This is a genomic window from Marinomonas sp. G8-14 (assembly GCF_055808935.1).
The window spans coordinates 4,306,340-4,321,407 of record NZ_CM147891.1 but is presented as its reverse complement, the minus strand read 5'-3'; the positions used below and the strand labels follow the sequence as shown (position 1 = coordinate 4,321,407).

The 15,068-nt window shown below is 45.0% G+C and carries 14 protein-coding genes and 1 pseudogene; 6 read left to right on the top strand and 9 right to left on the bottom strand.

The window, feature by feature from the left end; translation table 11 throughout:
* Window position 1 precedes the first annotated feature (1 nt).
* From AC0L6V_RS22110 to AC0L6V_RS22100, 3 genes are all read right to left on the bottom strand, one after another.
* A complete protein-coding gene (locus tag AC0L6V_RS22110) occupies window positions 2-946 on the bottom strand; it encodes an amino acid ABC transporter permease (RefSeq protein ID WP_265220503.1) in 945 nt (314 codons plus the stop codon).
* Window positions 947-1,090: 144 nt separating this feature from the next.
* The gene (locus AC0L6V_RS22105; RefSeq protein ID WP_265220502.1) at window positions 1,091-1,897 is read right to left on the bottom strand and encodes a transporter substrate-binding domain-containing protein; all 807 of its coding nucleotides are present in this window, start codon (window positions 1,895-1,897) and stop codon (window positions 1,091-1,093) included.
* Window positions 1,898-2,036: 139 nt separating this feature from the next.
* Complete coding sequence (locus AC0L6V_RS22100; RefSeq protein WP_265220501.1) at window positions 2,037-3,287, bottom strand: cystathionine gamma-synthase family protein; 1,251 nt, start codon at window positions 3,285-3,287, stop codon at window positions 2,037-2,039.
* 193 nt (window positions 3,288-3,480) lie between these two features.
* Here AC0L6V_RS22100 and AC0L6V_RS22095 point away from each other — a divergent pair, with 193 nt between their 5' ends.
* On the top strand, window positions 3,481-5,316 hold the full coding sequence (locus AC0L6V_RS22095) for an ABC transporter ATP-binding protein (protein WP_265220500.1): 1,836 nt from the start codon (window positions 3,481-3,483) through the stop codon (window positions 5,314-5,316).
* A 3-nt stretch (window positions 5,317-5,319) separates the two neighbouring features.
* Here the strand turns inward: AC0L6V_RS22095 and AC0L6V_RS22090 are convergent, their stop codons facing one another.
* The gene (locus tag AC0L6V_RS22090) at window positions 5,320-5,709 is read right to left on the bottom strand and encodes an EamA family transporter (RefSeq protein WP_473482356.1); all 390 of its coding nucleotides are present in this window, start codon (window positions 5,707-5,709) and stop codon (window positions 5,320-5,322) included.
* A 71-nt stretch (window positions 5,710-5,780) separates the two neighbouring features.
* Window positions 5,781-6,149, bottom strand: a pseudogene (locus tag AC0L6V_RS22085) (DMT family transporter); the annotation flags it as partial.
* Between the two features lie 147 nt (window positions 6,150-6,296).
* On the opposite strand from AC0L6V_RS22085, the gene AC0L6V_RS22080 reads away from it, so the two are divergent.
* Window positions 6,297-7,166 (top strand): LysR family transcriptional regulator, encoded by an 870-nt coding sequence (locus AC0L6V_RS22080; protein ID WP_409419094.1) that lies wholly within the window; start codon window positions 6,297-6,299, stop codon window positions 7,164-7,166.
* A gap of 27 nt (window positions 7,167-7,193) precedes the next feature.
* Window positions 7,194-8,549, top strand: a complete 1,356-nt coding sequence (locus AC0L6V_RS22075) for a multicopper oxidase family protein (RefSeq protein WP_409419093.1) — start codon at window positions 7,194-7,196, stop codon at window positions 8,547-8,549.
* Between the two features lie 99 nt (window positions 8,550-8,648).
* Here the strand turns inward: AC0L6V_RS22075 and AC0L6V_RS22070 are convergent, their stop codons facing one another.
* The 3 genes from AC0L6V_RS22070 to AC0L6V_RS22060 all read right to left on the bottom strand — a co-directional run bounded on the left by AC0L6V_RS22070 (window position 8,649) and on the right by AC0L6V_RS22060 (window position 11,161).
* A complete protein-coding gene (locus tag AC0L6V_RS22070; RefSeq protein WP_265220494.1) occupies window positions 8,649-9,380 on the bottom strand; it encodes a DUF2076 domain-containing protein in 732 nt (243 codons plus the stop codon).
* 243 nt (window positions 9,381-9,623) lie between these two features.
* Window positions 9,624-9,968, bottom strand: coding sequence for a DUF6172 family protein (locus AC0L6V_RS22065; protein WP_265220493.1), 345 nt, complete (start codon window positions 9,966-9,968; stop codon window positions 9,624-9,626).
* 119 nt (window positions 9,969-10,087) lie between these two features.
* On the bottom strand, window positions 10,088-11,161 hold the full coding sequence (locus tag AC0L6V_RS22060; RefSeq protein WP_265220492.1) for a zinc-binding metallopeptidase family protein: 1,074 nt from the start codon (window positions 11,159-11,161) through the stop codon (window positions 10,088-10,090).
* A gap of 134 nt (window positions 11,162-11,295) precedes the next feature.
* Here AC0L6V_RS22060 and AC0L6V_RS22055 point away from each other — a divergent pair, with 134 nt between their 5' ends.
* The 3 genes from AC0L6V_RS22055 to AC0L6V_RS22045 all read left to right on the top strand — a co-directional run bounded on the left by AC0L6V_RS22055 (window position 11,296) and on the right by AC0L6V_RS22045 (window position 14,415).
* Window positions 11,296-12,312 (top strand): LacI family DNA-binding transcriptional regulator, encoded by a 1,017-nt coding sequence (locus AC0L6V_RS22055; protein WP_265220491.1) that lies wholly within the window; start codon window positions 11,296-11,298, stop codon window positions 12,310-12,312.
* A 164-nt stretch (window positions 12,313-12,476) separates the two neighbouring features.
* The gene (locus AC0L6V_RS22050) at window positions 12,477-13,436 is read left to right on the top strand and encodes a sugar kinase (RefSeq protein ID WP_265220490.1); all 960 of its coding nucleotides are present in this window, start codon (window positions 12,477-12,479) and stop codon (window positions 13,434-13,436) included.
* Window position 13,437: 1 nt separating this feature from the next.
* Window positions 13,438-14,415, top strand: a complete 978-nt coding sequence (locus AC0L6V_RS22045; protein ID WP_265220489.1) for a 2-hydroxyacid dehydrogenase — start codon at window positions 13,438-13,440, stop codon at window positions 14,413-14,415.
* Window positions 14,416-14,423: 8 nt separating this feature from the next.
* On the opposite strand, the gene AC0L6V_RS22040 is transcribed toward AC0L6V_RS22045, so the two are convergent.
* Window positions 14,424-14,849: a GNAT family acetyltransferase gene (locus tag AC0L6V_RS22040; RefSeq protein ID WP_265220488.1), complete on the bottom strand. Its 426-nt coding sequence runs from the start codon at window positions 14,847-14,849 to the stop codon at window positions 14,424-14,426.
* Between the last annotated feature and the right edge of the window lie 219 nt (window positions 14,850-15,068).

Sequence of the window (15,068 nt, the reverse complement as noted above, 5' to 3'; positions counted from 1 at the left end):
ATTAGTCACTGGCAGATAACCTCTTTTCAAGACGCTGAATGGCCCAAGACAAGGCACCGGTTAGCACTAAATACATCAGCGCCACGGCAAACCACACTTCAAATGGCGCAAACGTGGAACTCACCACTTCGCGACCAGCCTTGGTTAAATCAGTAATAGAAATAACCGATACCAGAGACGAGTCTTTGATCAGGTTAATAAATTGTCCAGCCATCGGCGGTAAAGTTCGTTTGAACGCCTGCGGTAATATCACATTGACCATAGCTTGAACGTAATTCATCCCTAGACTACGCGCCGCTTCCATTTGACCTGGGCTAATAGATTGAATACCAGAACGCACGATTTCGGCAATATAGGCGCCAGTAAATACAGATAAAGCCGCCACACCAGCGGTAAAACGGTCTAAATCCAATACCGTGCCGATAAAAAAATAGAAGATAAAAATCTGCACTAATAATGGCGTACCACGAATCAGTTCAATGTAAGTCACTGCCAAATAACGCAACGCGGGGTTGGACGAAATTCGAGCCAGTCCTGCAAATAGGCCAATCACCACGGCAAACACTAAAGAGACCACAGACAACTGTAATGTCATCACCAGCCCCCACGTGAGCGGGCCAATATTCCAGTTTTCTACTTCGGCAACTGGATCACCTTCAAACACCAAATCGCCATTACTAACCAGTAAGTTATCAAACTTTTTGATCACTAATGGATCATCACCATAATCAGAAGTAACAATCAACTTTCCCTTTTCAATCGTTGCAGAACCATCAAAAGGCGATCGAACCGTTGTCGCTTCGGTATTAATGATGTACTGTGGAATACGCTCCCAGCGCCAAGTGTAATCAATACTTTTGCTGCCAGCATAAATGCCAAAGCCTAATCCTATGATGATTAGAACAAAGACCGCTTTCCACAAAAGCAAATGAGATTGTTTTTCCATCAATGAGAAGTTCCCCGTCGTATTTTTTTAACTCAAAAAAACCTTTTCACAATGTCATGAGTGCAGTAGTGATGAAAGATTGTCTCAAGCAAGAATGCATAAAAAGTGGCGCAATATTGCGCCACTTTTTGTGTGTTTCTCATATTACTGAATAGTGCTCAACCAAGAATCACCTTCAAACCACTTCTGATAAATCTTGTCGTAAGTGCCATCGCCTTTGATCTGAGCAAGGTAATTATTCAAGAAATTCATAAAGTCTGGATCGCCCTTACGAATCGCAAAACCCAACGGTTCAAAAGTAAAGGATTCATCTAAATGCAATACCTTACCTTTACTTTGCGCCGCATAAATTGCGTTGTATGGCAAGTCATACACAAACGCATCGGCATTACCATTCACCACTTCTAAAGCGGCTTCAGATTCCGTTTCAAACAGATTCAACTTAGCTTTGCTCATGTATCTTTTTACGGCATAGTCCGAAGTAGCACCTAATTTTGTGGCAATAGTATATTTTGCGTCGTTAAGATCTCTGTAGCTGTTAACTTTTCCTTGCAACTTAGGACTCAACAAAATCGTTTGACCGACCACTATGTAAGGATCGGTAAAGTTCACTTTCAAGTTACGCTCTGGCGTAATCGTCATACCTGAAATAATGATATCGCACTTTGCCGTTAATAAAGCTGGAATAATGCCATCCCAAGCCGTGTTACGAATGTCAATTTTGACGCCCATAGCCTTTGCCATAGACTTAGCAATGTCCACATCAAAGCCAACAATATTGCCACTTTTATCTCGCATATCAAACGGCATGTAACCCGCTTCAGCACAAACTTGAAGCTCGCCACGGTTTAAAATTTCATTCAGGGTGGATTTTTCCCACAACGCATTATCCGACGCTGATGCCAATGTTGCGCTGCACAAAGCCATGGCAGCGATCACTAATTTTTTCATATTTTATGTCCCCAGTTTATGTAAAAACGAACCCTAAGTTATTTACGTATCTGATCTTAATGCCATTTCATAGCGGCGCATAATACAGGAGTTGCCACTAACAGTCCCTAGTGAAACACTAATGTACTCCCGTGTTTTTTCATTTTGTACAGCATGAAAGCGAGTCAGAGTTTTCAAGAGAAAGCCCCCTAACTCGTTTAAACGCTTGTTGTAGATCCGCGATCAAATCGTCAGTGTCTTCAATCCCCACAGATATCCGCACTAAACCTTCAGAAATGCCCAGCGCCAAACGCTCTTCTAAGGTATTTTCCACATGGCTGGTGGTTCTAGCAGGTCCATAAATGGTTTCGACCGCACCCAAGTTACCAGCGCAATGGGCATACTGTAATTGCGGCAATAAGATTTTCACCGTATCCATACCACCCACTAAAACAAAACTCACCATCGCACCAAAACCTCGCATCTGTTCGCAGGCAATAGCATGATTCACATGGTTTGGTAGTCCCGGGTAATTCACCGCTTCCACCAAGGGTTCCGTCAATAAATATTCCGCAATCGCTTGTGCGCTGTTTTGTTGCTGACGAATCCGCAACGCCAAGGTTTTCATGCCACGAATAATCAAATACGCCGAAAACGGATCGAGTGATGCGCCATTGATTTCTCGATAATGACGAACCTTTGCCATCAAATCCTCAGAGCCACACACCAAACCACCCATGGCATCGGCGTGCCCGCTCAAAAACTTGGTCGCACTGTGAATAACAATATCCACACCCAATGCCAAAGGACTTTGATTCAAGGGCGTCGCAAAAGTGTTATCCGCAATAACCAAGGCACCGACCTTTTTAGCCGCTACCACAAGGCGTTTTACATCGACAATTTTCAAGGTAGGATTGGTTGGGGTTTCTAAATATAAAACATCACAGCCTTTAGCAATTTCATCTTCGATTTGCTCATGACTGTGCGTTTCGCAAAGCGTCACGCTCACCCCCATACGTGGTAAAAACTCTTCAAAGACTTTATTGGTACCGCCATAACTGTCTTTCGTCGACACTACACGGCAGCCATTTGATAAAAAGGTATACAGTACACTGCTGATTGCCGCCATGCCCGTGCTGAATGCAACAGCGGAATCAGCGTTTTCTAAGCCACAAATTTTCGCTTCTAAGATTTCTACGGTAGGATTGCTCATACGGCTATAAATAAAACCAGGGGCCGCACCCAACGCAACATCGTACCATTCATCGATATCTTGGTAGCCATATGCTGCACTGGCGACAATCGGCGTTTGCGTGGCACGGTAAGGATGCTTTACCTGCTCGCCGCTCCATACAGACCGTGTGCCACTTCCCGCTTGATCAAGGGCAGACTTCGCCAATTTATTACTCATTATACATTTCTCACATTCAACGACTGAACAGCCAATAAAAATTCCATTGGCTTCCACTATAGCCAAACGAGATAAACGCGAGAAATCATCTTATCCAGCACTAAGGGTCGATTTTTTTAATGGATAAAACCATTGCATAATGACTTATACTATCTTTTCTTTCGTATCTATTTCCTGACGCCTAGGATCTTTAATGAAACCCGCTGATTCCCCTCAAAATACCGTCGATAAAAACATGCTCGGCGTCTTTCGTTATAGTCGTCGCGCCATCGATTTGGTGTGGAAAACCTCGCCTGCATTAACGATAGGCTTGGCATTGGCGACTCTGATTGCCGGTGTCACTCCGGCGGCCATGGCGTATGTTGGGCAATTGATCGTAGATGCCGTCGTGGCGGCTATGGAAAGCTACAAACAAGATCAAATACTGCATTATCAAACCGCGCTTAACTATGTGTTATTGGAAGGCATGTTGGTATTAGTCATTGCCGCCGCGCAACGCGCTTTAACCGCCCAACAAGCTATTTTGCAAGGTTTATTGGGACAAAAAGTAAACTTACTGATCTTAGAAAAAGCCCAAAGCTTAACCCTGTCCCATTTTGAAGATTCTGAATTTTACGACAAGCTGGTTCGCGCCCGTCGCGAGGCCTCCAGCCGCCCGCTTGCTCTGGTTAATAAAACGTTTGCCCTACTACAAAATGCCATCTCGTTATCCAGCTTTGCCGTCTTGCTATGGCACTTTTCACCGTGGGCATTGGCACTATTGGTCTGTGGCGCCTTGCCTTCTTTTATCGCTGAAGCCAAATTTTCTGGCGATGCCTTTTTGATGTTTCGTTGGCGCTCACCAGAGGTTCGCCAGCAAAACTATTTAGAAACGCTACTGGCGCGAGAAGACAACATTAAAGAAGTTCGTCTGTATCAATTGGGTGACCGCTTTTTACAGCGCTATACAGAAATATTCATCAAGCTATTCAAAGAAAGTAAGCGCCTCATTTTACGCCGTGAAAGTTGGGGCTTCGCCCTTGGCGTGATTAGCACCCTGGTGTTTTATGGGGCTTACGGTTGGATCGTCAGCGATACTATTATCGGTGCGATCACCTTGGGTCAAATGACCATGTATTTGCTGTTATTTAAGCAAGGACAAAGCTCGGTTTCCGCCTCACTTACCGCCATCAGCGGCATGTACGAAGATAACTTATATTTATCCAACCTCTACGAATACCTAGAGCAAGAAACACCACTTGCAACAACAGGGCAAGTAGTTGGACCCATACCAAACGATGGCATTCGTTTTGAAAACGTCTCTTTCCAATACCCAGGTAACGATAAACCGGCCCTTGCCAACATCAACCTCCACATTCGTCCTGGCCATAGCCTCGCGATTGTCGGTGAAAATGGCTCAGGTAAAACCACGCTCATCAAACTGCTGACTCGTCTTTATAACCCAACCCAAGGGCGAATCTTGCTAGACGGCTTGGACTTGCTGGAATGGGAAGAAAGCGCGCTGCTAAAACGTGTTGGCGTGATATTTCAAGACTTTGTGCGTTATCAATTTATTGTGGGTGAAAATATCGGCGCGGGCGATAACGACCGATTTAACGATCAAACCGGTTGGAAAAAGGCCGCTGAGCTTGGCAAGGCCACTGACTTTATTGATGAGCTAGAACAAGGCTACCAAACCCAACTGGGGCGCTGGTTCCGCGGCGGACAAGAATTGTCTGGAGGACAATGGCAAAAAATCGCCTTGGCGCGTGCTTTCATGCGTGAGGACGCCGATATACTAGTATTAGACGAGCCGACGGCGGCCATGGATGCCCAGGCCGAAGCCAATATATTCCAGCACTTTCAAGAACACACCAAGGACAAAATGGCGATTCTGATTTCTCACCGCTTTTCCACGGTACGTCTGGCTCACGAGATCATTGTCATGGAACATGGACAAATCAAAGAGCGCGGCACCCACGAATCACTGCTCGAACAACAAGGCCAATACGCGCATTTATTTACCTTACAAGCGCAAGGTTATAAATAACGCTTAACGCTTTTCTAAACTCATTGTCAGCACACTCAAAATAACAATGGCGCCACCTAGCAGTACCAAAGCAGAAGGCAACTCACCCAACATAAACGCCGCCATCAGCATGGCGGTCGGCGGAATCAAATACAGGACAATAGATACTTTACTGACTTCTGAGTGCGACAACACATAAGCCCAAGCCACATACGCTAAGGCGCTCGGAAAGACACCCAACATCAACACAGCAAAATTCACTTGAATACTCGAAGCCTGCATCGAGGTCAATAACCAGGAGAAAATACCAGCAAAACCGCCGTACCAGTCCACACTGTATAACACACCAAAGTTAAAGTACTGTAACGCTGCGAATGACGTTTTTGCAGAATAAAATACACACTCCAAGAACACGCTGCCACCAGAATCAACAAACCATTAAGACTGATATTACCAATGCCTTTGTCGCCAATCACTACCATCAGCGCGCCTGTCATGCCGCCGAATACACAGCACCAACGCCATGCATTAATCCGTTCCTTTAAAACACAACGCGAAATAATCACGGTAAAAATCGGCGTCGATTGCGCTAACACACTCGCCGCCCCCGCACTCACGCCTCGTTGTCCAAAATTTAACGCAATGTGATGCAAGGCCACGGCAAAAAAACCAAGCACAAAAAGCAAGGGAATATCCTTCACTTTCGGCACTTGCACACCCTGATACATCGCCACTATTCCCATAAAAATCGAGGCGATGATAAAGCGTAATAGCGCCAACTGACCGGGTGAATATGACGCTAGACCGAGATGAATACCAATCGGTGAATACGCCCAACACAGCACCACAAACATCGCCGCAATGGCCACCTTTCCTTTCACTTTTTTCATACATCACCCTATTTTGCGTTCACTCGCCATCAAAGAAGGGGTTAGTATTAAGAGAAAGGCTCGATACAACAATTAACGAATACTGAGATCAGTATTCACTTGGAATGAATGATGGAACTCGCTCAAATCCGAATGTTTAAAACCGTCGCCAATCTTGGCAGCGTGGCACAAGCGTCTGTAGCATTGCACTGTGTTCCCTCTAATGTGACCGCAAGAATTAAAGCACTCGAAACAGAGCTAAAGGTATCGCTGTTTTACCGACAAGGGCGCGGCCTACGCATTACGCCAGCAGGTGAAGTGTTTCTGTCTTATGCGGAAAAGATTTTGGCGCTAACAGAAGAAGCTAAACGAGCCGTTGATCCAACGTCTGAACCCTCTGGCCCACTGCGCATTGGTGCCATTGAGTCCTCGGCAACCAGTCGTTTACCACCGACGCTGACAAAGTTTCACGCGCAATACCCAAACGTTGAGCTGCAATTTAAAACAGGGACTTGGTCACAACTTGTAGACGACATACAGCATCACAGACTAGATGGTGCCATTGTCGCTGTTGATATTGATCGCCCCTTTTTAGACAGCACCACTTTCTTCAATGAAGCGCTAGTGCTCATTTCCTCCGCCTCTGCCGATTCAATCAAGTCCGCGAAGGATATAGAAGGAAAAACCATCTTCATGTGGCCAGAACCTTGTCCATATCGAGCTGCATTGGTAGCGTGGCTAAGCCAAAACAAGGTAAAAGCGCCCATCACCAGTATCGCCAGCTACGGCACCATTATTGGCTGTGTTAGCGCTGGAAGCGGCATATCACTGGTTCCAAAAGGCATCTACGAGCAATATCAATCGGGCATGGGATTAGTCGGATATGAGTTTGCAGAATTAGAAGCTATTGAAAATCGCTTTATTTGGCGCAATGATGGTGGCCATTTTCCCGCTTTAGACGCTTTCACCCAGATGATTAAACAAAACAATCATTGCGAATAATCATCAAAAACCATAGGAAAGACCGTTTTGAACAGACGTAATTTTATAAAATCCAGCCTTTTAGTCGCTATGACAAGTACACTACCTAGAGTCCTTCTTGCTGCTACACCGTCTGCGGGTTTCGACTATGAATTAATCGTTGCGCCAGCCGATGTGGACATTGTATCTGGCGGCAGCACGCCTGCACTTTGCTTTAATGGCGGTTATCCTGCGCCAGTGATTCGCGCTAAGCAACATCAGCCCGTTCGTATTCGGGTGATCAACAAGTTAAACGAACCCACCACGATTCATTGGCATGGTATGAGAATCCCGATTGCCATGGATGGTGTGCCGTTTTTAAGCCAACCACCAATTATGCCCGGCGAAACCTTCGACTATGAGTTCACACCGCCCGACGCGGGTTCTTTCTGGTATCACCCGCACATGAACAGTGTCGAACAGCTTGGTAAAGGCTTGGTTGGCGCACTAATTGTTGATGAAGCGGAGAAGCCAGACTTTGATGAAGATCTGGTGCTTTGCATGAAAAACTGGCACATCAAAGACGATGGTTCATTTACCGCATTAACGACGCCACAAAATGCCTTTCGTATGGGCACACCTGGTCGAGTGATGACGATCAACGGTGAGATACACCCAACCTATAACGTGCCTGCTGGCGGAGCGATTCGAGTACGTTTCTTAAACGTCGATAACACCGTAATGTATCAAATAAACTCAACCGATCCTGCAGCACAAATCATTGCCATTGACGGTAATCCAATTGCTCAGCCAATTGCCTTAACTGAGCACTCAATAGGGCCAGGAATGCGCCTTGATCTTGGTGTAATCGCGCCTAACAAGGTCGGAGAAATGGTCACCTTTAAGCACAAGGGTAAACCCATGGTAACCATCAAAACCGTGGCGAGCCAGCTTAAAGACCGTAGCTTACCTAAGCTGCCACTCAACCCCATTCCTGCTCCAGATTTAGATAACGCGGAAACCATTAAATTTGCTTTCGAATGGAACGCAAACATAACGCCGATTGAGAAAGATGGCGAAGTCAGCTACAACTTTTGGACAATGAATCGTCGTTCGTGGGAAGGCATGTCAAAAGGCCACATTCCTGACCCTCTTGCCACACTAGAACGCGGGAAAACATATATTTTTGAGCTGTCTAATTTAACCCAGTATCATCATCCGATTCACATACATGGCCATACTTTCACAGTTTTAAAATCGAATAAAAAAGACATCACGCCGTTCCATACAGATACGGTTTTACTGGATCAAAACGAAACAGTGCTTGCTGCATTAGTGGCCGATAACCCAGGACGCTGGATGTATCACTGCCACATCATCGAGCACCTAAAAACAGGCTTTATGAGCTTTGTTGAAGTGACTTAAAGCGACAACATCTTCCTAAAACGCCAAAAAAAGACAATAAAAAACCTGATCAATTATAAACAAAAGTTAATCAGGTTTTTTGTTAGCTAGCACTCATGACTAAATAAAGTCATCACTACCAAAATCATCAAAACCACCCATGTCGTCAAATCCGCCTTGATCAAAAACACCAGAGTCAATGTCACTCTGATCCATATTAGCTTGATCAAAACCCGCCTGACCAAAACCACCTTGATCTGACTCTGTCGCTGCCCCAAGGTCAGGGCTAGCTGACGTTTCATTAATAACATTGGCCATGTCTGCTTCAGAATGATGGCTAAACATATTCATCAACATATTCCCCACCACCATGCCACCAGCCACACCAGCGGCGGTTTGCAACGCGCCACCTAAAAAGCGACTGCCACGACCACTACTTTGTGGCTGGTTATACGCTTGATTATTAGGCTGCTGGTTAGTCGTTCGCTGAAAGCCGTTACCGCTTCCCCAACCAGAACGAGATTGCGATTGCACCGAGCTTTGATAAGCCGATTGTTGAGTATTGCTTTGTGATGTTTTTTGATCTCCACCAAACAACCCGGATAAAAAGCCGCCAGAACTCGGCTTGGCAGAAGCATTGCGTTCTAACTCTTCTACCCGAGCATTTAGCTGCTTTAACGCGGCTTCTTGCATAATGATGGTTTGCGCCATGTAATACGGTGCGGCAGGATTTGCCACTAGGTGTTTATTAATCTGTGCTTCTGCTTCTTTGTCTCGCTCTCCGGTGTTTTTTTCTGCCGTCTCAATACGCTCAAACAAACTATCAATTAAACCACTTGCATCGTTATTCATGCCCTTGCCTCCACTACACAATAGTCAGCAGACATCTTAAAAAGTCAGCCTGCGATCCTCCAATAATAAGGTCACACAGTACGCGAACAAGTGATTAAAGAGTCAGGAAAAAGGAAACAAGATCTTGAAATGAGTTAAGATTTTTACTTAGTTGCGTTCAATAAACAATGCACTAGGCTGAAAACAAAAACGCCAGATCAAGATATGATCTGGCGTTTAATGTTTATGATCTAGTCGCAATGCTTATCGATCTTCGTCATGCTCTTTGTTTTCTAGGTCTTCATCTTCTTGCTCATTAGCATGATCACGTTTTGTACGTTGTGCTGGTACCGCTAGAATTTCAAGGTAAAACTCAGTCCACTCTTGGCTTTCAGCCAAGCTGATTTTTTCATTGATTTGCGCGACATGAATCTCTTCAGCCAAGGCTTCGGTTTGACCAAAGCGACAATCAAATCCCCAAAAGTCAGCGTATTCTGGCAATGTTTTATTGCGCTCTCTTTTTAGATATTTTTTGACTTCGTTTTTCGTTGCTTCAACTAAACGTGGGTACTTGATGGTGGGATGAGATAACTTAAAGGTCTTTTTCATTAGGATCCTAAAGGATTAAAGGTCAGGAGATGAGGCCATCATGCTCCCATTGCCGAGCATGATAGCGGATCCCGCACTTTGCAGCCATTAATAAGTCGTTAAAATGTCCAGACAACCATTTACTCCGCTACATAAGATCTCAACAAACGATGAATAAATGCCAACTTCTCACGCACCGCGGGCACCAACACAAAAGGATACAAATCCGGTTGCCCCATGCCACGATTAAGATTATTCACCGCAAAGGTTAACGGCACATATTGCGCTAAAATATCATCGAAGTTGTCATGTCGAAAAGGATCAATATTGACCATCACGGCAAGCGTTTGTCGATTCGAAGCAACGGGTTGCAGACTCAAACCAAGATCACTGGCCATTTCTAGGGTATCAACAATATGCAGGTAATGCGCCCAAGTTTCGGCCCAATCTTCCCAAGCATGTGAAGACGCATACACACTCACAAAAGATTGCTGCCAATCTGGATTTGGCGCATTGTAATGCGCCTCTAATGCATCGGCGTAACTTTCTCGATCATCACCAAAAAGCACCCTAAAATCGGCCAAACACTGTTCATCTTCTGCAATTAGCTGATCCCAATAATAATGCCCAATTTCATGACGAAAATGGCCAATAACGGTTCGATAGGATTCATTCATGTCTTCGCGCATTTGTTCACGATCAACTGAATTTCCCTCGGCCGCATTAATCGTGACTTGTCCAGAAGCATGCCCTGTCATCGCACTGGCATCTTCTGGGACTTGATTATTTTCGGAAATAAAATCAAATGACAGACCGTCTTCCGGCTCTGCTTTCTTGCTGATTAATGGCAAACCAAGACGCAATATAGAATACACCAACCGGTGCTTAGCAAATTCTAACTGCTGCCACGCCTGACGCTCTTCTATTTTACTTAAATTGGGAATATGGCGATTCAATTCACACGCAACACAAAACGTACTGCCGCCTTCTTCCACCATCCAATTACACACTTGATGTTGATGGTTTTCACAGTAGTACCAACGCTTTGCAGGAATGGATTTATCCGCCATCGCATACCAAGCATTATCAACTGTCTTTAACGCGCTAATCACCAATTGATCTGGCAAAAAACCTAATGATGACGAACATTGCTCGCAATGAGTGTTCTCAAATAACACCGTCTGTCCACATTGCTGGCAGCTGAAAATTTTCATAGTGCTCCTGCTATTAAAAGACTGTCTATAATTGCGCCCCGCTAGGATCATAGTTTACAGTACGGAAAAACGCCTACCTCTTTATTTGCGCGTATGGATGTTCTTTCCGTTAATCTAGCCATTGAGACAACACATTGCTGAAGAAAAATAACAAAAGCTTCACCACCATTTCAGATGTGGCAAAATACGCCAAAGTGGGTAAGACCAGTGTTTCACGTTACCTTAACGGGGAACAAGACAAATTATCAGAAGAGTTGCGAGAAAAAATCGCGCAAGCCATTGCTCATCTTGATTTTCGTCCTAACCATTCGGCTCGCATGCTCAGAGCTGGACACTCAAAACTCATCGGATTATTACTGGCGGATGTGACCAACCCTTATTCTATCGATGTGTTACAAGGAATAGAGCACGTTTGTCGCCGTGAAGGCTACATGCTGATGGTCTGCAATACAGATAACAAAAAAGACTTACAAGACAGTTATTTATCCTTGCTCGAAGCACACAGAGTCGATGGCATCATCGTCAACACGGCTGGCATGGCACAAAAACAAGTCAGCAACTTAAAGCGCATCTCTTGCCCTTTGGTGTTAGTCGATAGAATCAATACTTCTCTCGGCTTCGATACGGTCGGACTCGACAACGAAGCCGCCGCAAAAGAGGCTTGCGAGCACCTACAAGCCCAAGCTTATGACTCTATTTTAGTGGTTACCGAATCCATCGCCATTGATCCTCGCCAAGCAAGGGTCGACGCCATTCAAGCTTTCACCAAAGAAAACGACAACATAACCTGCGATGTCATTGAAATCGAAAAGATGAGCGTCAGCTTATTAGTCAAGGTCATTACAAACTTTATCGCCGCTCATCCAAATCGCAAAAAAGCCATCTTCACCACCAACGGTGTTGCCATGATGAGCACAGCGAAAGCCTTGAAACAGCTAGACATTCGCATCGGCACGCAAATTGGTTTAATCAGCATAGACGACCCAGAATGGGCACAACTATTCGAAGGCGGCATCACCGTCATGCGTCAACCCACACAACTCATAGGCCAAACCGCTTGCGAGCGATTGCTTGCTAGAGTTCAAGGCAACAACGAAGCCCCGCAGCACATAAAGCTCAAAGCCGAACTCGTTATTCGTCATTCCACCTAGTGCCTTTACAAAAAAACATTTAAATAAAAATTATATGATTAAAAAACAACCATATAATTTTTTAAAAGCGATTCACAAACTCTATTCATGGAATCGATTCCATGATATTTTCATCGAAGACTTATTTGACCTCCATAAACACAAACTCTTCAGGGGCAATCTAAATGCAACTCAATCAAACACCCTCTTTTGTCACGCTTGGCGAAGCCATGGCCATGTTTGTGGCGAAAACACCGGGACAACTTGCCGACATCGAAGAGTTTCATCGCTCTTTAGCTGGGGCGGAAGTCAATGTCGCTATTGGTATGGCACGTTTAGGTTTTGAAGCCAGCTACATTAGCAAGGTAGGCAAAGACAGTTTTGGTCAATTTATTCGCCAAGCGATCAGCAAAGAAAACATTCGTACGGATTGGATTTCTGAAAGTACCAGTCACCCTACTGGTTTTATGCTGAAATCCAATGTCACCGATGGCAGCGATCCTAAGGTCGAGTACTTCCGCAAAAATTCGGCTGCTTCCACGTTAAGCACGACAGACATTGACGAAAATTTATTCAAAACGGATACCCATTTGCATCTAACGGGCATCTCGATAGCAGTATCTAGCACAATGCGTGAAGCAACAAAGCACGCCTTAAACCTAGCCAAAGAACAAGGTTGTAGCGTGTCTTTTGATACCAATTTGCGCCCTACTTTGTGGCCAGATCAAGCGACCATGGTGGCAACCATTAATGAGTTTGCCTTTGCCAGTGACATCGTTCTACCAGGTATAGAAGAAGGCAAAATCCTCGCGGGTAGTGACCAACCTGAAGTGATTGCAGACTTTTATCTCCAGCATGGCGTCAAAACCGTTATCGTCAAGCTTGGTAGCAAAGGCGCATACTTTAAAACCAGTAAGGGAGAATCTGGCACCGTCGCTGGCTTTCCTGTAACAAAAGTGGTCGATACGGTGGGGGCTGGTGATAGCTTTGCCGTTGGCGTGATATCGGCGTTGCTTGAAGGGAAAACAATGGAGCAATCTGCTCGTCGCGGCAATCTGCTAGGCTCTTTAACGGTGCAAGTGCGTGGCGACAGCGAAGGCTTGCCAACTAGAGCCATACTTAACCAGTTAGAAAAGGAGTCATAAAATGAAGAAAAAAGTCATTTTATACCGAGACATTCCAGTAGAAGAGCGCCATCGACTCGAGGAACAATTTGATGTCACCTTCTTCAATGGCATCAATGAAGACAACAAAGAGGCCTTTAAAGCGGCCCTTGCCGACGCAGAAGGCTTAATAGGCACAAGCACGAAGATGAGTGCAGAACTATTGAACCTTGCTCCTAAGCTTAAAGCCGCATCAACGATTTCCGTTGGTACAGATCTATACGACTTGAATTACCTCACCGAGCGTGGCATTCCATTAATGCACACACCAGGGGTATTAGATGAAACCACAGCCGACACCATGTTCACACTTATCATGTGTGCAGCTCGCCGTGCTGTTGAGCTATCTAACATGGTACGTGAAGGTCGCTGGACCAGCAACATAGGTGAAGCCTTGTATGGCACAGACGTACACGGTAAAACCCTTGGCATTATTGGTATGGGTCGTATTGGATATGCCATCGCCAAACGAGGGTATTTTGGTTTTGATATGAAGATTCAATACAGCAACCGGAGTCGCAAACTGGACGCCGAACAAGACTTAAATGCTGCCTATATGGAGATGGAAGAACTGCTGAAAACATCCGACTTCGTCTGTGTGATGACGCCATTAACCGCCGAAACGGAACGATTAATCGGCGCAAAAGAATTTGCTATGATGAAGCCAAATTCCATTTTTATTAATGGCTCTCGCGGAAAAGTGATCGACGAAGCGGCTCTTATCAACGCCTTAAGCAATGGCACTATTCGCGCGGCGGGTTTAGACGTCTTTGAAGTCGAACCTTTATCTGGCGATTCACCGCTTTGTAAACTCGACAACGCAGTCTTATTCCCACATATCGGCTCAGCAACGGCAGAAACCCGTCTTGCTATGATTACTTGCGCGGTGAACAACCTGATCAATGCGCTTAATGGCGATATCTCGCAGAACTGCGCCAATCAGCATTTGTTGAACAGATAGCCTATTGGCTATCTGTCTAAATCTATTTCTAGGCGCTTACCCATGCCAATCACAGGCTCTACGCCATAACCTAAAGATTGATAAAACCGAATCACCGCTTCGTTAGAAGAACGAACTTGTAAATTGATTTTTGGGCAGCCCTTGGCTTTTATCAGAGCCTCCACAGCCTGCATTATCGCTTGACCAAAGTCCTTTCTTTGGTGCGACGGTTTTACCGCTAAATAATTAATCCAACCACGATGGCCTTCATAACCGCCCATCACAGTAGCAATGATTTCATCTCCTACATGACCCACCAAAAATAAATCAGGATCGACGTTAAGCTTCCTGTCGATGTCTTTGATCGGATCATTTTGCGGAACCACAAGGCCACAAGCATGCCACAAAGCAACCACTTGCTCCCTGTCATTATTATCGAACATTCGAATCTTCACGCTACATCTCGCCTACTTTGTAATGGGACTACGCCAATGTACTTCTAAATTTCACCATAAAAACGTTTTTTAGACTAAAAGGACGATTTCGCCTAAAAATTAAGTTTCCATTTCATCTCATTTGAACAGCAATAGTTTGATCCAAATCAGCACTATAAAAATACCTAATGCTATTCTCTTGCTTATCAAAACCACCTATGGAAACGACCAACGTCGAGA